The 18,159-nt window shown below is 53.6% G+C and carries 14 protein-coding genes and 1 pseudogene; 8 read left to right on the top strand and 7 right to left on the bottom strand.

The features are described 5' to 3' along the window. Positions 1 to 842 precede the first annotated feature (842 nt). Positions 843 to 1,361, top strand: a complete 519-nt coding sequence (gene ybiA, locus F2P44_RS31310) for a riboflavin biosynthesis intermediates N-glycosidase (RefSeq protein WP_167093488.1) — start codon at positions 843 to 845, stop codon at positions 1,359 to 1,361. Here the strand turns inward: ybiA and F2P44_RS31305 are convergent. The 7 genes from F2P44_RS31305 to F2P44_RS31275 form a co-directional block, all read right to left on the bottom strand. Beyond that, on the bottom strand, positions 1,335 to 2,366 hold the full coding sequence (locus F2P44_RS31305; RefSeq protein WP_167093486.1) for a carbohydrate kinase family protein: 1,032 nt from the start codon (positions 2,364 to 2,366) through the stop codon (positions 1,335 to 1,337). The two genes, ybiA and F2P44_RS31305, sit on opposite strands and share 27 nt — an antisense overlap. Positions 2,367 to 2,418: 52 nt before the next feature. Next, entirely contained in the window at positions 2,419 to 3,516 is a 1,098-nt protein-coding gene (locus tag F2P44_RS31300) for a hypothetical protein (protein ID WP_167093484.1), read from the bottom strand. After that, entirely contained in the window at positions 3,503 to 5,449 is a 1,947-nt protein-coding gene (locus F2P44_RS31295) for an ORC-CDC6 family AAA ATPase (protein WP_167093482.1), read from the bottom strand. The genes F2P44_RS31300 and F2P44_RS31295 overlap by 14 nt, the downstream gene beginning before the upstream one ends. Then, positions 5,433 to 6,569: a phosphoribosyltransferase-like protein gene (locus F2P44_RS31290; RefSeq protein WP_167093480.1), complete on the bottom strand. Its 1,137-nt coding sequence runs from the start codon at positions 6,567 to 6,569 to the stop codon at positions 5,433 to 5,435. Before F2P44_RS31290 ends, F2P44_RS31295 begins: the two co-directional genes overlap by 17 nt. Beyond that, positions 6,566 to 8,500: an HAD family hydrolase gene (locus F2P44_RS31285; protein ID WP_167093478.1), complete on the bottom strand. Its 1,935-nt coding sequence runs from the start codon at positions 8,498 to 8,500 to the stop codon at positions 6,566 to 6,568. Before F2P44_RS31285 ends, F2P44_RS31290 begins: the two co-directional genes overlap by 4 nt. A 682-nt stretch (positions 8,501 to 9,182) precedes the next feature. After that, complete coding sequence (locus F2P44_RS31280) at positions 9,183 to 10,169, bottom strand: DUF262 domain-containing protein (protein WP_167093476.1); 987 nt, start codon at positions 10,167 to 10,169, stop codon at positions 9,183 to 9,185. Continuing rightward, positions 10,153 to 10,779, bottom strand: coding sequence for a hypothetical protein (locus F2P44_RS31275; RefSeq protein ID WP_167093474.1), 627 nt, complete (start codon positions 10,777 to 10,779; stop codon positions 10,153 to 10,155). The genes F2P44_RS31280 and F2P44_RS31275 overlap by 17 nt, the downstream gene beginning before the upstream one ends. A 284-nt stretch (positions 10,780 to 11,063) precedes the next feature. Between F2P44_RS31275 and F2P44_RS34970 the strand changes: the two are divergent. The 7 genes and pseudogenes from F2P44_RS34970 to F2P44_RS31245 all read left to right on the top strand — a co-directional run. After that, a pseudogene (locus F2P44_RS34970) lies at positions 11,064 to 11,207 on the top strand (IS5/IS1182 family transposase); the annotation flags it as partial. Between the two features lie 93 nt (positions 11,208 to 11,300). After that, complete coding sequence (gene tnpA / locus F2P44_RS31270; RefSeq protein WP_167093472.1) at positions 11,301 to 11,618, top strand: IS66 family insertion sequence element accessory protein TnpA; 318 nt, start codon at positions 11,301 to 11,303, stop codon at positions 11,616 to 11,618. Beyond that, entirely contained in the window at positions 11,618 to 11,974 is a 357-nt protein-coding gene (gene tnpB / locus F2P44_RS31265; RefSeq protein ID WP_167093470.1) for an IS66 family insertion sequence element accessory protein TnpB, read from the top strand. The genes tnpA and tnpB overlap by 1 nt, the downstream gene beginning before the upstream one ends. 21 nt (positions 11,975 to 11,995) lie before the next feature. Beyond that, on the top strand, positions 11,996 to 13,702 hold the full coding sequence (tnpC, locus tag F2P44_RS31260) for an IS66 family transposase (RefSeq protein ID WP_441295294.1): 1,707 nt from the start codon (positions 11,996 to 11,998) through the stop codon (positions 13,700 to 13,702). Positions 13,703 to 14,877: 1,175 nt separating this feature from the next. Beyond that, positions 14,878 to 15,126: a DNA-binding protein gene (locus F2P44_RS31255; RefSeq protein ID WP_167093469.1), complete on the top strand. Its 249-nt coding sequence runs from the start codon at positions 14,878 to 14,880 to the stop codon at positions 15,124 to 15,126. Positions 15,127 to 15,302: 176 nt separating this feature from the next. Continuing rightward, positions 15,303 to 16,283 carry a PDDEXK family nuclease gene (locus F2P44_RS31250; RefSeq protein WP_167093466.1) on the top strand — a complete coding sequence of 327 codons (981 nt, stop codon included), beginning with the start codon at positions 15,303 to 15,305 and terminating at the stop codon, positions 16,281 to 16,283. Beyond that, complete coding sequence (locus F2P44_RS31245; protein WP_167093464.1) at positions 16,283 to 18,043, top strand: TnsB C-terminal domain-containing protein; 1,761 nt, start codon at positions 16,283 to 16,285, stop codon at positions 18,041 to 18,043. Before F2P44_RS31250 ends, F2P44_RS31245 begins: the two co-directional genes overlap by 1 nt. Positions 18,044 to 18,159 lie beyond the last annotated feature (116 nt).

The raw sequence follows: 18,159 nt of genomic DNA, 5'->3' as shown, positions 1-18,159 counted from the left end.
CTTTCTGCCAGTGTGGCGCCAGCGCTTTCGATTCCTGACTTTGCCGATTCGAAACAGGCTTTAGCACTCACACTGCCGAAATCGTTCAAGCAGCATTTACGACGCGGAGCGGCCGCTGATGCCCAGACCCGGCGACGCGACAAGTGCCAGGTTTTCTCATACTATGGGAAAACAGGAGCCCGAGATCGTCAATTTGCGGCGCCAGGTATCATTGTTCCAGAGCCAGTCTGGATCGCAGCCGCCGCATTTACTGCTCGTGATAGTGCAGCGCGCCCCGGTACTGCTTGCACTTTCGAGTGCCACACCTTCCTCACGCTGTTTCGAGATCGTTATCGCCGATGCAGTTGTTCAGAGCACGTAAACTCATCGTTTGTCGCCATTTGAGAAGGGGTTTTGGTGCACACTTTTTAAAAATTCTTTTTTATAGCAATACTAGAAAAAACATAAAGATCAATGTAATATACTTAAAAAATACATTTTTCGGCATAAAATGAACAACAATCGTTCTGGCGTAAGTGAGACTCTGGCTGCGATCATGTTTAGTTTGCAGCGCGCAGCGAATCAACGTATCTCATATGCGGCAATGGCGTCGACTCTCGGGGTGTCGCAGCGCGCATTTGCAGAATGGATGCGCGGAGCTCGTGAGCCTGCCGCGATGGAAGCTCTACTGCAGATGCTTTCCATGCTTCCTGATGAGGAAGTCTCGAGGGTACTAGGCGTATGGCGGGCGAAAGGTCAGGCCCCGCCAAGTGTCGCGGGCGAGGTAGCAAACCAAGTAGCGGAAGCAGGAACGCAGGACGAGGTAACCATCAACAAGAAGTCAGTTCGAAGGAGAGCGAGAAATGGATGAAATTGGGTTTTATCGTGCCAATGAAAAGCCTTACGGGGTTTTCAGCAACCTCTACAAGCGGCCGATCATCTTTGACGGCGTGGAATACCAGACCTCCGAGCACGCCTATCAAGCAGGAAAAGCACGTAAGGAATCAGTGAAGAAATGGCTTATGGATGCACCTTCTCCCTCGCTGCTGGCCATGGCCGCTCATGGTCTGTATGTCTGGGACATTAGTCCTGATTGGTCGAAGACCAAATTTGAACGGATGCGTGGAGTACTGCTGGCAAAATTTACTCAGCACGATGATTTACGCGAGCTGCTGATGTCCACTGGCGATGCGCGCCTGGTAGAGGTTGCGACAGTTGACAACGCGGTCAATCGCCTATGGGGCGAAGTCAATGGCGTCGGCAAAAATATGCTCGGCGTGCTCTTGATGGAGTTACGTGACAAGCTTCGTGCGGAAGTGAAGGCGCCCGTTAAGCGCAAGAGCGCAGCCAAAAAACTAGCCGGCGAAAGCCTCGCAGCATAGTAGCGACGACATGATGGCGGTGGTACCTGCTGTCGGCGCGCAGCGTTGCTGATCACTTCTGTTGGCCACGTCGATGTCACGTCCTGGCACCGATGACGCCATAGTGTTACGGATAGAAGCGGCCAGGCTAACGAGCTGAACGGACCGGTGGCGACGAGCCAATCCCCGGGCCCCTTTTTCCATGCAATTTAGCGCAGACAGGATCTGACCAAAGCGGAGTGACTCGCGTACCCGCCTTACAGAAAGCATACCCCGGCCACCGTTTTCAAAAATATTGCCGAGCATTGCATAAAGAAAGCCGGAGGTGCACCAGTCGCCTGCGCCTGCAGTGTCTGCCAAATATGGAACAGATATCGCGGTCAGGTGATGCCACTCTACGGCGCCGCCCATCCTAAATCTCAGCCCTTTTTTTCCTTGTGTTTGTATTTCCACCTCCACAGCGGAAAAGTCGACACCTTCCATCTCAACGATTCTATCGTCTGCATACTTAACGATATGCGCAGCGCGGATCGCCTGCTCGAACGAACTTAAATCGTTTCCAATTGCTGAAGGCTCGAACACAACTAGTGTTCCGCCTTCCCGATAGCGCTCGGCTAACTCAAGAGCCCAAGGGGTTGTGCGGTCGAAATAGAAGACGTCAGGCGCATCAAGCGAGTGTAGCTGGGGCATTGCAGTGCCGTCGTCGACCGGAGGCTTGTAGCCCCGCTTGCGACCGCAAACGGGGCAACGAAAGCTAAACTCATGGGTATCTCCAGCCTTGCCCGGCAACTGATAAACCACTGGCGTAGCCTGGTGTTGCGAGCGCGTAAGAAAGCGCGTATCCGCGCCAAGTCGACTGAACTCATTTGCGATCTTCGTTGCGGCCGCGTCATAACCAAGCTGACCTATGGGTACGGTATGCCACCCCAGGTGACCAAGAATGGCCAGCACGTTGCCTGCAGAGCCACCCAAGCACGTCTCGGCAGTTGCTGCACCACGGTCGATTACGACGTCGAGCGCAAACAAACCCGTGCCGACGATTGTCGGGCTCGGCCTTTCGTTAAGCTTTCTATCAGATCTACAAACCTGCATACGGACTCCCGGCGACCCAAACGTGCCACTTGCGGTCGGCCGATGGGGTCTCAACAGGCACGGGCAATGGTGAATCCGTAGTATACCCAATCGTCTCGACATAGAGCAAAGGGAGGTCCAGTGCGATCGCAGCAAGGACCATTCCCACGCTTCCAAGTCGCCATCCCGAGGGTGATAGCACGGACACGGCCTCTTTTTTTGTTGCCGAGAACACTTCGCGACGGGTGTTTTCCAATCGCGCGATCGAGAGGAACACATCCATTGGGTCAGCCTCATGAGCATAAATGACGTTCAGCCGCTCGTTACCGACGTCCCCTCGTAAGGCCTCGCGACACTCGAACAGGAGCTCATCTCCACGACGTGGGTCCTCCGACGGGAAAGGTACAATCGGACAGATTTCTGCCAACGCAACTCCAAGTGCAGTCAAGTGCCGGTACATAACATCGAGTTGCGATGCGCTGCCATGGGCAAGCTGCGGAATCCAGAGTGTCAGTGCCTCTGACATCGAATCCAACTCCATACGACCCTGGAACCCGTGGATCCAGTCCGGGCGGTCGTTCGACTCCGACTTAAGCTGGATCGTCCGGTGGTTATTACTGGCGATGAGCATATGGACGTTCGCGCCGAACCGTTCGCCGATTTGCATTGCCTGGCGCAGCAACGGAAAGCAAATCCCCCTGGACATACCTGAGCCGTCCACGACGATATCGCTGTACTTGGCGTCGTGCCAGGCTGCCGCGATCGTGACAGCGTTCCTGCCGGCGACAGTTGCCCCGTCCTTTGAGATGACCTCAACGTCATGAAAGGTGCACGCTTCGCCGGGAAGGTTCTCGGTTAGCCACCTGCGATGTCGTAACCCCAGCTCATGCACGATAGGACTGGTAATGGCGCGTTGCTCGATCAGAAACCGGAAATCCGTGTTACCCGCGCCGGCCATTTTGCTTGGAAAATAGAGACTGCTGGGTTCGATGCCCACCGTACCGATAAAGAGCACCCTAGTGGCTTGGCCCAGATGATGAACTATAAACTCATCGACGTCGTCGGCGCCGTGGGAAACGCAGTTGTCAGTATTAAATCTTGGCATCGTCGCTTATGCAATCCATGAGATCGGAAAGGTGTCCTTCGCAGAAGCCTCCTCGGCCCAGCGTGAGCCCGTTGGCGATGATCGGGAGCCCACCCAGTTCGAACAAGCACCAAGTCTTCCTTTTGCACTCGTAATGTTCAAGTATGGAGAAGGCGTTGTAGGCTTGGGCATAGTGAATCACCTGTATAAACAGGCCGTTCTCCTTACGAAGACGGTCTATCTCGGCCTGCGGGACGCCAAAGGTATTTGCCCCGTCGTCCAGTGGCGCGTTAGGCTCTAAGCTCTTTTCGACGCATCGCTTGGCAATATATCCGACGATCTTGCGTACATATTCGCTGTGCGGAAAATCCCAGGCATTAACCGTGTCCTCGGCCCGCTTGACCAGGGTTTGATGTTGGACCTTGGCGTCCAGCTTCAAAGGCTGGTTGCGCAGCAACCTGGTTTCGATCACGTCGACTAGCGCGCCGGCTAAGCTGATGAACTGCTCGATGTTGTCGCTGCTTGCGTCGGCCACCATATCAAACGTGAAGTAGTACGGGCGCTGAAAATCGTGCATCAGCTGGATGTTCGCGCCCGCGATCAACGCTGCTTTAGCCTTTTTCTTTGTGTCCGTATCGCTGTCCTCATCCGCAGAGACGTTCTGCAGATCGACCACCTCTTCTTCCCCCGGCGCTTCGTCGAACATAGCGAACATGTCGGTTTGTGGGGTGCGCTTCATCTCACGATGTAGCAGGATCCTCAGTACTGCCTGTCGCTGGTCAAGCCCCAGTTGCGGTGGCAACAAGCCTTCAAGCTGTCGTTTGGTCTGATCGGTAATGCCGGACTTTGCCATGATCGATGCGACTTTTTGCGCCAGCTTTTCTGCATCGCCGGCGGTCAAGGATGGCTGCCTGGCTTCAAGGCACGATTCAAGAGTATTAACCTGTCGACGCAAGGCTGGCATCTGTTCAATGTAGCGATGCGCGATGTCCTTGGCCACTGCACGAAACGCTTTGCGATCCTTTCGGGCGCGTTGCATCAGCACGTACATGTGGTCGCGCCCAGGAGTGGTTCCTGCCAATGGCCTGTCACTACCGGCGAGTGCAGCACGAAATTCGTCCGGGCCGAGCGCGTCTATGCGGGTAACGATCCAACGCGCGATTTTGAGTTCTCGATTTCTAAACCACTGTCCGACGTCGGCGAACTGTTCAGGATGTAATTCATGCGCGTCGTCCAGGATAAACAGAGGTTTCAATCTGATCTCGCTACCGACAACATTTGGGATTCCATCGATCACAAAAGCTTCGATGGCATCAAACGCCTGATAGGTTGACGACAGCCCGGTGCTTGCCAGTTCCGCTTCTGACGGTGGCGCAAGTGCCGTAACGACCCTGAAGATCTGCTCCTCGACATCTCGTGCGAAGGCTCGCATTTCGCTTGCGTCGTTTGCTTTGATGAGACCTCGCACAGTCTCCAGGTGTTCCCGGGTTGCCACCTTGATCGCTGACGGCGGTACTTGGACCTTTTCAAGTTTTCGAAGCCAGCCCAACACTGCTCTGGCCTGGATGAACGACCGAAACAATGCTGAGCGTGTGCTAAGCGAGTAGGGAAGCTGCCAGATGTCACGCAGCGTGGATCCTGCAGGAAGCCTGAACGCAAGAATCGTGGGAACGAGATTGTCGAGGATGCGAAACTGAGCCAGCTCTGCAACCAGGCTCTTGTTGTCATTGTTGCGAGCCAGCTGAACTAAGGCGACCAAGGTGTCTAGTTCGAGCAGATGGGCAAGCGTGGTTTTCCCGCTGCCAGGCGTGCCTACAACCGTTACAGGACGATCGAACAGCTGCTCGTGCTGACCCGAAAAAAACGCGCGTATCGGCTCCGCGCTGACGAGCGACAGCAGTGCTGTCGGATCGTCAAAGTACTCGGTGGCCCGCTTTTTAAATGGATTGTCCATGCTCGACGTGCCGCTTCTTTCTTGGGAAAAGGGGTTTCATTTCGTGCGCCAGCCCCTCAGCAGACCGCGCGCTAGCCGCCCACAGCAGGGCAATCGAGTTATTCGGTGTGTTGTGATCAAGTATTAAGGGTAGGCCGCACTGTTTGTACCCAAACCAAATATCCTTGCCCGTATGGTCGTCTGCGCACGAAGCGCTGTAGTACCGCCGCAGAAGGTCAACCAGCCGGGCGTCGCTCGAATCTCCGATGACGATCGATTCGTAGAGCACCATGGAATAGGTTGCCTTGAAGCTGATCTTGAGCTCACCCAACTCAAGCTTGTATTCGCCGAGCAGATCATCAATCACACGCCTGGATTTTTCAGTGCCGATGTAATGATGGATCTGAACGACGCAGTCTTTAGTGACATGCGTGCCGAAACGATTTTGGTCAGGTCGTTCCGACATTTGGCTGATGAAGGTCGGTACCTTTCCCTTCCACTGCCCCTTGTCCTTCCGGATCAAGCTTGAACCTGATGCGGTGAAATCGTCGACAAGGCAAATCCTTTCGAAAAGCGCAGGAACTCCGCCCAGGTGTTCTTTCCTGAGCCGGTCGGCCAATCCGGCACGCAGCTTGTCCCACTTTTTTTCTGAGATTTCGGTGGCAGCGACAATCTGTTCGTTTGAAATAACACCCTCGTTCAGGCGCCGTAGAACATCCGTGCGTGCCCCATCGCTCAGCCCAATGTAGACCGTGCGGCGGTTGACTTCGGTGAGCCGCTTCTCGGCTACGGCATTGCCCCATGTCGTGCACATCGGTACACCAAGCTGGTCTGCAACAGCACGCCGATTGTCCCTATGAAGGCGCGGTAAGGTTAGGCCGACTAGGTGGTGCATCTCACGCTGGCTGATAAACACGAGTTTGGTGCGGATCAAATCATATGCTGTCGCCCGATCAGCTGGGGCAAACTGGGCCAGCCACGAGAGCAGATTGACAAAGAAGCGCGATCCAGGGCTGTAGCCCTGATAGTGGTCGTACTTGTACTCGACCATGGTCTGCAACCATGCGAATTCAACGGTCGCTTGCGCATCGTCCCACCCCATAAGCTCGGCCAGCAGCCGTTTGCCAAGTTGAGTTTTCATTCGATACCTTTGTCCTGCATGAGCATAGCGCGTACGTCATGGAGGAATTTTTCGGAGAATCTGGCCTCGCCATCTTGAACTTCAAGCGCTGACAAGTAATGGAATGTACCAGCCGCACCGTGAACGTCTGGCGCGAGAAAATTCCAGCACGCGTCCATCAGCGGGGAGGCAGCTGCAACGCTCAATCCCAGTCCTGTCGAAAGAAGCTCGTGATCGTTGCCACCGAAATCGCCCGAATCCCCAATCCGAAGGATCTCGTCGTTTGGGTCCGCCCCTATTAGATGCGCAAATTTTGAAGCCACATTACGCTTTCCGACGTTCTCGGTTAGAACATCCACGGAGTGCCCCGAGCAAAACACCCGCCAGCCCGCGTGCCTGTTCTCTTCGAGCCAATACTTGATGGCTGATGTGATGGCAGTTTTCGATAGATTGTCCGTCAAACGTATGCTCATCTGACCGCCAATTACTTTCGGGGCAGCCGGCCAATCAGAGACCATGTGATGCTCAGTTAGCCATGATTGCAGCAATGCAAATCGATCGTCCGGCTGCGCAGCATCGAAGTCCTCGTTCAGCCATGCGGTCGAGGAACCTGAGCAGTAGCCGATGAAAACGTGTGGCCAGTATTGGTGGGGAAGTTTTTTGCGCAGGTCATCTTGAAGAGAGTCACCCCTGCCGGTTGCAAACGCAATACGTACACCGCCATCAACGAGGCGCCTGAGCTCATCGAGCAGGCTTGGGTCGAGACCATCCACGCGGCGAGCCGTATAGCAGCATGTACCGTCAAAATCGCATACGACGCCCTTGAACCTGGCTACTTCCAGACGCGAGATAAATTCGAAGCCCGCATCAATCCACGCCGCCGAATGAGCACTTGTGGGTGCCACATGGGGAGCCTTGCGGGACAGCAGCGATACTGGCTTCCTGCTGTACTTTGATGCAAGCTCACGTATATCTGTACCGTACAGCGCTCGTCCGAACGAGGGAACGAACGGCTGACCAACATCCATTTTACGAAGCGAGGACACAGCTTCGACAACGAGCATCGCGCAGATAACGCCTTCGAGTTCGCCAGCAGCGAAACCACTTGTCAAGGAAATCCTCTGTATCTGAACGCCGTCCGGGAACAGGTTCAACGATGCGTCAATCAACGGGGCGTCATCGTCATCGCCAAACGCAATAACGACTGGCAGCACTTCTCCTGCCAGTTGCAGATGCCTACCGTGAGCAAACTGGCGATAGTCAACCGGCTGGCAACTGCCTAAGGCCGCCTCAGAAAACTTTGATTCAACGTCGATCGCCGCGATTTTGCCGGCACCGCCGTAAAGCACGATCACCGCGGCTCCCCGGGCGACATTCTCGAGGGCGACAGAAGCTCTAAACTCGTTGCGGCGCTGGTCCAGCCAGCTTTCGTCAAGGAACGAGGTGTCAAACGACTTGTCGTCGTATGCTCGGGCGAAAAGCCCCATCATGGATATCAGGCTGTTGGTCGCAAGGTAGCCATCTTTTTGCCAGGGAATATCGTAGCCGATTGGGGTCGCGACTCCTGTGCTTTTGCAGAAACTGAGCAGCGGATTATCGGGCGTGAGGGTGAGCGCAATGTTACCCCGATCGGCTCCCACAAGCGCTTGAGCCGCAGCCAGGATATCGTTATTCTTGCCCTCGGCCGACAAAAAGACCGCAGCCACATCGCTTGGGACGAACCCAGCGATCAATTCAAGCGGTGTCGCTGCGCGTGAGAGCTTGCCGTACTTGCGTTCATGCAGGCCTGCCACGTAAGCGGCCACTGTGAACGAGCCGCCTGAGCCCACTGCGATCAAAGAGCGATCGGCACACGACCGTGTCGTCGATTCAAGCTGCGATATTGGTTGCTCTTTAAGCCACCGCAGCGTTTGAGGAATGCAGGACACCTCATCCTTGAAAGCCTTTCCCACTATGTACCTTTCCACGCTTTAGTTCTGACCATAATGATCGCACATTATTTCCCCTGCGAATCTAACGCATTTTCACTGCGCGTCGGCCTGCCAAGATTGTAAGGCAAATAGTGTCACCGTAGTTCAGAACGTAGGGCCAGCGGAACCCTCATTGAACCGCCCGGGCTTTCGTAGAGGCCGGTTAGTGTGAGTCAGGCGAATGGCTTGACCGCTCAGATGCTTGTGATAGTTTGCCTCAGCTTGCCCTGGCGGAATATAGTCGAGCGGTTCTTTCAACGGCGATTTAAAACTCATACAGCTTTCGTAGTTGTCGTTTTCAGAAGGCGACTGCACTGACGTCAGGAGGCGGCTGCACCGATTTAGATGAGCATTTTGCGGCCCCATAATTGATTGAGGTGTGGTGCCGTGGCCGAAAAAATCAACCGTGCCAATCATCACAACTTTGCCTTCGCTTGCTTACGGCGCGCCCGATTTGGCATTGTCTTAACAGGGTGTTGAAAAAAGAAATTTCATCCCACAAACGCGCAAAATCCCGGCCAAAATCCATTCGGTTCTGCCTAAAATCTGAGCAAAACTCGATATTTCGCCTATATTTTAGGCATTGTTTGGATTATTTTTGAAGAATTTCCCACCAGAGAATGATTTTTCAACAGCCTGTTAAGTGCGCTTAGAAAGGACTCGCTCATAAACAATATTTTTCGAAAAACTCTCCTCGGACCACTCGGGCAGCTCGCCCATGGGTGGCCTGGTACATATATGAATAATATCTATTAAACTCTGAATTTGTGTTGGAACGATTTTTCATTACATTTTCCTCTAGTTTAAGGAGGCGATCTCTAAAATCATCAGGTAGGGTATCTTGGTGCTTTGCCACCTCTACAACTAGCGTAAAGAAATTTGATTTCCTAAACCACATTGAGTCAACCGGTAAGTCCGCATCACGGATGATGGCAAATGTTTTAATAAGATGCGCGATCATATAATCACGATTTGGATATTCATCATTTAGTCCAGCAACTTTAGGCTCGACTTCTCGATCTTGCGCAAAATACCCGTCGTTCTCGATTGTCGCCATCACCAAAAGAATAAAGTGGAGATCCGCCATTCGTGTAAACTCTGACTCGCGAAGCACGCCGTACTGTTCTAAGTGAATGTTCTCGAGAACGTATTTGGCAGCTTGAATGAATTGGCCATCGTAAACTGCATTATGGATCTCAACGTCATCAAGCTTAAACTTAGTAAGATTAATTCTACGAAATATTTCTCTTGTTGTTTCTTCATCTACCCGCCCAAGGTCGCGCATCACTATTTGATATGACAGAAAATCTTGCTTTTGAGTTTGGGTAAGTGATTGGTATACGGGGATTTTCGCCAATACCTGATCTTGCCTGCCTTCGATGTAGTTTCGAATTGTCGTTAAGCGCTGCTGCCCATCGATTACCAATCGGGTTGTTCTCAGCTTTTGTACGTCCACTTCGCCTTCGCACACATAAATCTCTGGGAACGGAAGTCCATTGAGGACAGTGTCTATGAACGCCTCTTGATGCTCATGGGTCCAAACAAATTTCCGCTGAAAGTCCGGGCGCAGTATCAATTTACTTTCATCGATTAAATTGTACACGTCAGCAATAGTCGGGTTGGTTACGCTTGGCTTAATTTGTAGCGGCATGTACTTCTCCAATTTTCAGATTTGCTTTCAGCGAGATAAGTCCGCTAACCGTGTATCGCTCGAGGTGACTATAGCTCTTGAATGCACCCGCAGTAACTTTATAATTACCGACTTCGCTATAGCCGTACGAGATTGAGGAAAAAAAGGCAAACCACTTAGTCTTCAAATCATCGACCTGAAAAGATGTAGGGAGAAGGTCCGGGCGCATCCATCCGATCGCACTATATTCAAGAAATTTATGGTATCGTTTGATTTCTTCAATGGACACCGCTTTTCGGTTTTCGCGCAGTTCCATCTGGTAGCCATGAATAAACTCCATCATTTGGTCATACAGATTTGAAGAAATCAATGCCACATCTATATCAGAGTCTAGGTCGAATAGTTTCTTCTTATGAGGACTAAATCCCAGCTTTGCAGAGCCAGTGATAAATATCTCATGAAAATTAATTTGAAATTCGTCTGCGATTCGTTTCCGAAAAGAGTAATATTTTTCTTCATCCCCTTGGAAAACCGATGGTGTTCCATGTAGAACTCGTCTACGACAGAAATCGAGCAGCGATTTGTCGTCAGCGGTTTTTGCCAACTGACTAAGAAAATCTTTCATCGGCATTGAGGGTTCCTCGGTTATTCTTACGTCCGGCCCAATTTGGTTGGACAGAAGGAAGAGAGCTACAGTCGGCTTTCAATCCAACATTAGATTTTATGGTTATCTATGATTGCTCTTGGCCGATAGAGGTTGGCAAGTGATCCAAGAGATTTAGAAATTCACCAACTTTTTACCATCGGCACGTAATTCCCCCTTAGGGAAGCACTGATTTATTCTTCCCAGCCCCTCGCCGGTCACTTGCTAGACCTGCGACAATAACGGCATCCGCAACCACCGTCCAGTTGATCATGCAGAAGAGCTTTTCCGACCTCGAATACGCTGCCAAAAAGAAGCTGACAAGGCGCGACCTCTTCCTTGCAAAGCTTGACAGTGTCACGCCTTGGTCAAAACTTCATGATCTGATCGAGCCGCATTATCCGAAGGTTGAAGGGTAAGCGCGCCATAAACCCCAGACTTGTGGCCTAGCCACAGTTGTCGCATCCTTTGCCCATCCAATTTGAGGTGGGACAAAGATGAAAAGAGACATGCAATTCTGGGCGGCCCATGTGGCGGCGATTCAGTGTGAAGGGATTTTCGTGAGCGCTTATGCGAAGCGTGAGAATCTGTCGCTCGCGTCGCTCTACTACTGGCAACGCAAGCTGGGCGAGTTAGCTGCGCAAGACTCGGCGGCGCCGTCGCCGGCTAGCCGATTCATGGAGTTGCGGGTGGGCGAGCGCGCAGTTGATCGCCGTAGCGCGGCCTGCACGGTGGAGTTGGCCGGCGGCGTGCGCCTTGAGTTGGCCGAGCTGCCGTCGCCCGAATGGCTGGCAAATCTGGCGCGCGCCGCCGCAGGAGCTTTGTAATGCATGCCGGTTGCCGCATCGAACAGGTCTACTTGTGCCGCGCGCCGGTCGACTTCAGAAAGTCGATCGGCGGGCTGTCGGTCCTGGTCGAGCAAGAATTGGAATTGAATCCTTTCGGCAGCGCGCTGTATGTGTTCATCAACCGCCAGCGCGACAAGATCAAGGTCCTGTACTGGCACCGCAACGGTTTTTGCCTGTGGCTCAAGCGGCTTGAGGCAGACAAATTTGCCTGGCCGAAGGACGGCGACACAGCCGCGCAGACGATCACTTTGCAAGAGTTCGAGTGGCTGCTCGAAGGCTTCGATTTATGGCGAAATTCCCCACATAAAACCTTGCATTTCACTTCGGTTTCATAGGGAGATTTGGTAAAATGACGCATGTCTTTTACTTCGCTAAAATCGCCGCCGCAAGCACCTGAAATTGAGCTGCCCGCGTTCGTTTTACCGGCGGTTTTGCCCGACGATGTGGATGCGCTCAAGCGCCTGCTTCAGACGCAGCAAGACGTCATGAGCACCGCCCAACAGGCGATGCAACAGGCCGTGCAACAGGCGATGGAGCAAGCTCTCCACGAAGCGCGGCAAGTGGCCATGCGCGAGGCGCACGACTACATCATTCGCATGATCGAACAATCCGTGCTGGCTCGCCACAGGATGTTCGGCGCCAGTTCCGAGCAATTGGCCGGGCAGGGACGGCTGTTCGACGAGGCTGAGGTGCTGGCGCAGTCGAGCACGGACGCGCAGGACGTCGCCGCCTTGCCTGACGCCACGCCCACGCAGCAGACGGCGCCGGACAAGCAGCCGAAGGCGCGCGGCAAACGCGCCCCGCTGCCTGGCACCTTGAAGCGCGTCGATATCGTCCATGACGTACCTGAACACGAACGCACCTGCCCCTGCGGGTCCCCAATGGTCGAGATCGGCCAGGACGTAAGCGAGCAGCTTGACATCGTGCCGATGCAGGTGCGCGTGCTGCGCCACATCCGCAAGCGCTATGGCTGCCCCGACAGCGTACACGCCCCGGTCACGGCGGCGTTGCCACCCCAGCCTCTGCCCAAGAGCAACGCCAGCGCCGACTTCCTGGCTATGCTGCTGACGGTCAAGTACGTCGATGGCCTGCCGCTGGCGCGCTTCGAGAACGTGCTCGAGCGCCATGGTGTGCCGGTGCCACGCCAAACGCTGGCGCGCTGGGCCATCGGCGCAGGCCGCCTGTTGCAACCGCTGCACAACCTGATGCGCGATGCGCTGCTCGATAGCGCCGTCATTCACATGGACGAGACCGTCGTTCAAGTGCTTAAAGAGGCGGGGCGCAAGGCCAGCTCGCAAAGCTATATGTGGGTACAGACGGGTGGGCCACCCGACAAGCCGGTCATCTTGTACGACTACGATACGAGCCGCAGTGCGGAGGTGCCGTTGCGCCTGCTCAGCGACTACCAGGGCTACCTGATGACGGACGGCTATACCGGCTACAACAAGCTGGCACATATCAAGGGTGTCGAACACCTGGTGTGCTTTGCCCATGTGCGCCGGCGCTTCGTGGACGCCGCGCGCGTGCAACCCAAAGGTAAGCGTGGCCGCGCTGACGTTGCGATCGACCTGATCGGCAAGTTGTACGGCATCGAAAGCGACTACCGGGATGCGACCGTCGAGGTGCGCGGGCTCGCGCGTGCGCGTCTGAGCGTGCCGGCCTTGGCAGCGCTGAAATCCTGGATGGACGAGACGCTGCCGACGGTGACGCCTAAAAGCGCGCTGGGCAAGGCCTTGGCTTACATGGCGAAATACTGGAGCCGGCTGACGCGCTATACCGAGCGCGGCGATCTCCCGATCGATAACAACAAGTGCGAGAACGCTATCCGCCCCTTTGTGGTTGGCCGCAAGGCATGGTTGTTCAGTGACACGCCGGCGGGTGCCCACGCGAGCGCCGTCATTTACTCCTTGGTGGAAACGGTCAAGGCGAACGGCTTGGAGCCATACACATGGCTGCGCCGCGTCTTGCGCAGCTTGCCGCTGGCGCAGACGGTGGACGAGGTTGAAGCGCTGTTGCCATGGAATTTGCATAGCCATGATTTAGCCAGCGAAACGGTCCCCTGAACAGGCTGGGGTTCATGGCGCACTTACTTCCAGGCTACAGCGAGCCAACGCCGGCTGACAATTCTTGAATGTGGAATAACAATCTCCTAGTAAAAGTGGGGTGATCGATCGGCACAGTCACTGACACAGTAAACAGGATTGGCAGCTGAAGCGCCCACAAAAAGCATTACCGCTGCTCTGTGCAATAGTAATGATTGCGATACATTCAACTTTCTTGCTGTCGCGCGCCCTTTGCGGAATGTGCTTCACTTCAAACTAAATTTCATTGAAGGATACTGCCCGCACGTTTCAAGTTGCCAGCAAATCTTTAGAGGAGTTTAACTTCTTGACAGGGCACGACGGTTGGCTCTATATCCGTTCTTCCGCCAGGCTAAAGCAAGCTTCCACAGCACCCTGCTGATTTAAGCGCTGTATTGCCTAATGATGGCGTTACACCGCTGGGACGCGGTGTGTTTTTCAGGCAGAGGCCGGCGGTCCGGCGTAACGCGAGAGGAGGAACTCGTCAACGCGGTTGACGGGGTGATCGCGATTTGGTCTGGCACATCGCGCCACCAAGCTTTCGGGTCGATCCCGTTGAGCTCAGCCAGCCCGATTATCGAGTACATAGCGGCCGCGCTCTCGCTGCCACTGGCGACGTACAGGTAGTGCGCAGCCGATAGCGCGCCGCGTAAGGCGCATTCAGTAGCCGAGTTGTCGATCTTGATCACGCCGTCGTCGTTATAGCGCAACAGAGCCGGCCACAGAAAGAGGGCATATTGAATCGCCGCCGAGGTATCGGTCGTGTGCGAGTTTCTCCAGCGAGGCGCGGGGCCAGCGCTAAAGCTTGTCAATGAGCAACCTGACAGCTGTACATATCAAGGTCGCCGGCGATTACTCAAGATTAGGAATATGCTTATTTTAGGCCACAGGAATGCCATTCGACGCAAGAGTTCTCGGGGCCCCACCACTGCCCGGCCATATTGGTTTGTGATCACGAAAATCACTTTTTTAATAGTCTCTAATCTCAAAATAGCAGAAAGCTGCCGACGTAAAAAACTGAACGATATCAATAACATGCAGGTTTTTCAACGCACAGAAACAGTCGAAAAACTTTCCCAAACTGCGAGGACTACTGATAAAGTTGTGCCTCTGGCGCTCGCTCAAAATTAATCAATTTTTGTTCAGTTTCTATAGATATGGCCCCAAGCCAAACTGCACGTGACGCTGTCAAACGGCGCTTTTACAACGAAGGTATAACTGTCACTGATTGGGCACGTGCGAACGACTTCGACGTGAACTTGGTGTACGGAGTTTTGTCGGGACGGAGTCGGGCCCAACGGGGGGAAAGTCACCGTATTGCTATCGCCCTAGGTCTCAAGCAAAACGAGGAAGCAGGGGGCTTGGAACAGTTGATCAACCCAACTACCGGGGGCAAGATGAGCTAAGCAATTACAAAGCAAAAAGCCACAGACGGCTAGGTCTGTGGCTTCTTCGATCCGAGGGACACCCTCAAAATCATCACTGGTTAAGAATGTACTCCAGCACACCGCTGGCGTCAAGGGTGTCCCGTTTTCTACAGAAATGTGCACGCGTCATTTCCGTCGCGTGCAGGGGACCTACTATGCCGAAGAAACGCAAACTAACAATCACGCACTTGCGGGAAATTCTCCGCAGACAAGCGCCGCCGAAATGGGGGGCCCACTACGAAGCGGGTATCCGAGCGAATCGCGAGGAAGCACCATCTCTTTCACGCGCCTCGCAGCTATGGTCCGAGAGCTTAGGCAGATACGTTCATGCTCTATCAAGTATCGAAACTAAAGCTGCGATGCTAGCTTTATGGAACCCTTCACTTTTCGAACTCCATGAACAGCGCATGCTTGCGATGGAGCCCGCACCTCACCCGCTTAGCGGGCATCCAAGGGCCGATGGGCGTACCTTTCCTCCCCTTCAAGGGACAATCGCAGTCGCCGACCGCCTAGACCTTCTGACATGCCATCCGTCACTACGGTATCGGCACCCCGAGCTTGGAGAGCAAATTGTAGCTACGCCGATTTTTGGTGACCTACTACTATTTCTTGAAGATGCATACGGCCCCTACTGTGTCAACTGGTCCGTTAAGAAAGCCGATGAGGATTTTTCGCGGTCGATTTCGCTGGCTCGTAGAGTTCGAAACCCCGAGAAAGATTTAGCGAAGGCGACAAGTAGACATGCGATCGAAGCGCTTTTTCACAGCGACGCGGATATCAGGACTGTGCGTGTAGTCAGCAAAAATATTCCGGATGCGTTTGCACACAATTTGCGCACTCTTTTCCTCCATCAGCGTCGACCCGCCGTAGACGAAGCGATCGAGACCGAGATGGTGGACAGAATTAGTGTGTCTCTGCAAACGAACACGCCTCCTCACTCCATTCTACTTTCGATGGTACGCCGTCGCGGCTGCACATACGAAGTCTTACGACACTTACTATTCTTCTGCCTCTGGAAGCGACGGGTAAAAGCTGACCTGTTCGGACAAGCGCTTTTGCTCGACCTGCCATTGAGAGCAGAAAAAGTTGACCCATTTAAACACTACGCAAACTTCTTTTCTAGGGAGGAGGCGTAATGCATATCGGAAGTCAACTGTATGCTCCGAACGGATTCAAAAGTCTTGAGCAGGGCCTTGTCTACCATTTTCTGAATAATGATTCCCAACGATGTCGAGTTCTGCTGGTTACCTTCGGCGCTGTTCACGATCAAGAAGAAAGCTCAGCTATTAGCCCCGATGAGAAGTCCGCAAGGGTGGCCTTTCTACGGAGGGATCATTTCGAAGAAGCCATTATTGCAGAGCAACTACTACCATGCACAACTAGCGCTGAGCTCCCACCGTGGCTGGGGACGACAACAATTGCGCTTCTTCGCGCACGTAGATCTATCGCGCCAGAACTTAGCGACCGCCATGAAAGTCGGATTGACGCAACATTAGCGCATCTTTGGCCAGCAATCGAACGTTTGGGTTCGATATTGGCAAGCGAGAAGCCGGACTACGAACTAAACAAAATCGCCAGGGCTTCAAAACCGCGACAAAATCTAACTCGATTCCGACTTGCCTTCTATTCCTACATTGCGTTTGGAATGAACCGCTGGGCGCTTCACTATTCAATCCAAAAAATAGGGAAGTGGGATCGCGGAGCTACGGAGAAAAAATTTGGTCGGCCCTCTATTGCCTACGGGGAACGCCACGGGTACAGTGCTTGCTCCGCTGAAATCAGAAAAAAGATCATCGAAGGATATCGGAGATTTAGTGGGCAGGGAGTCCATCTTCGCGAGGTTTTCAGCCAAACGATGAATACCATCTTTGGTTGTGTCACGATGACGAATGCGCAGAAGCTTAAGGTTTTCGCTCAACCAAATGGCGAGCCTATCCCAACGGAACGCCAATTCCATTATGTTATCAGCAAAGAGTTTCCTCTTGAAGACCGACAGGTAATCAAATTCGGATATACCCGTGCACGCAATCGCCTCCTGGCCTCTCAAGGGCGCTTCATGGAGGCTGTCGGCTACCTGATGGAAAAGGCGGAATCCGATGCCTTCATGGTCCCGGAGCAGCCCTTGGGATTTTACGAACATAGTCTCCTGCCTAACCTTTGGGTAGTTCGGTCCATTGATATGGGCTCTGGACTTATCACCGGAATCGGCTTTTCCGTTGGCAGTGAAATCTCTGCGGCGTATAGGATGGCGAAAGCCTGCCAGCTACTAGACAAAGTATGGTTCTGCTCACTCTTCGGAGTGACTATTGAAGCCGATGAGTGGCCGAGCGTTGGCGGATCAATGCACGACATAGTTGACAGAGGCCCGGGGGCGACCATCGGCGCGCACGCAAGGTCAACGGGCTGGCATCCAATCATCAAAGAGCTTGCGCCTAGCCATGCAGGCCAGTCTAAAGCGAGCATTGAAACCTCGCACCCGAAAGCTGTCAAACATGAAGGCGCTCCGCAGCATTCCGTTACTTCCATGACGATTCCTCAGCTAGCAGCCCGAGAGATACGTCGAGTTATTATGGACAATCAAAGTAAAAACATCGGAACCCGACTTAATAACGTTGCGGTTATAGCTAGAGTCCTCCCCACGCCGATTCACTTGTGGAACTATTTAAGTCAAATGGGGCGCTCGCTCGCCGTGACTAAACAACGAGACGAGGTAATACGAGAGTATTTCACTCAGGTTGAGGTAAAAGTTTGCGACGGGGTAGTCTATTTTATGGAGCAACGCTTCGATTCGCCAGCGCTGCAAGACTCTGGATTCTTACGAATTGCTTCGACTCGCGACCGGCACACCGCCTATATATTAGATGTCTGCGTCCGGCACATTTTTGTGGCCCTATGACGTTTCCGGTGAAACTTGACATCGGCTATGCTGTGAGGTTCTACCGTCCCGGAGTGCGGTCAAGGGCGGCGCGCGCTGCGCGCGTGCCGGCGTAGCGCACCCTTGACGGCATGCAG

Origin of the sequence: Massilia frigida (assembly GCF_011682175.1) — a bacterium.
In the GTDB taxonomy this organism is placed as follows: Bacteria; Pseudomonadota; Gammaproteobacteria; order Burkholderiales; family Burkholderiaceae_D; genus Telluria_A; species Telluria_A frigida.
The sequence above is the reverse complement of the archived record's forward strand: the minus strand, read 5'-3'. Positions and strand labels throughout refer to the sequence as shown.

What these genes read in the sequence shown, in the direction of transcription:
- F2P44_RS31280 (WP_167093476.1), bottom strand. Translation starts at nt 10,169, where the DNA reads ATGCCGCTACAAATTAAGCCAAGCGTAACCAACCCGACTATTGCTGAC.
- F2P44_RS31250 (WP_167093466.1), top strand. Translation starts at nt 15,303, where the DNA reads ATGCCGAAGAAACGCAAACTAACAATCACGCACTTGCGGGAAATTCTC.
- F2P44_RS31245 (WP_167093464.1), top strand. Translation starts at nt 16,283, where the DNA reads ATGCATATCGGAAGTCAACTGTATGCTCCGAACGGATTCAAAAGTCTT.
- F2P44_RS31295 (WP_167093482.1), bottom strand. Translation starts at nt 5,449, where the DNA reads ATGGACAATCCATTTAAAAAGCGGGCCACCGAGTACTTTGACGATCCG.
- tnpC (WP_441295294.1), top strand. Translation starts at nt 11,996, where the DNA reads ATGTCTTTTACTTCGCTAAAATCGCCGCCGCAAGCACCTGAAATTGAG.
- F2P44_RS31290 (WP_167093480.1), bottom strand. Translation starts at nt 6,569, where the DNA reads ATGAAAACTCAACTTGGCAAACGGCTGCTGGCCGAGCTTATGGGGTGG.
- F2P44_RS31300 (WP_167093484.1), bottom strand. Translation starts at nt 3,516, where the DNA reads ATGCCAAGATTTAATACTGACAACTGCGTTTCCCACGGCGCCGACGAC.
- tnpB (WP_167093470.1), top strand. Translation starts at nt 11,618, where the DNA reads ATGCATGCCGGTTGCCGCATCGAACAGGTCTACTTGTGCCGCGCGCCG.
- ybiA (WP_167093488.1), top strand. Translation starts at nt 843, where the DNA reads ATGGATGAAATTGGGTTTTATCGTGCCAATGAAAAGCCTTACGGGGTT.
- F2P44_RS31255 (WP_167093469.1), top strand. Translation starts at nt 14,878, where the DNA reads ATGGCCCCAAGCCAAACTGCACGTGACGCTGTCAAACGGCGCTTTTAC.
- F2P44_RS31275 (WP_167093474.1), bottom strand. Translation starts at nt 10,779, where the DNA reads ATGCCGATGAAAGATTTTCTTAGTCAGTTGGCAAAAACCGCTGACGAC.
- tnpA (WP_167093472.1), top strand. Translation starts at nt 11,301, where the DNA reads ATGCAATTCTGGGCGGCCCATGTGGCGGCGATTCAGTGTGAAGGGATT.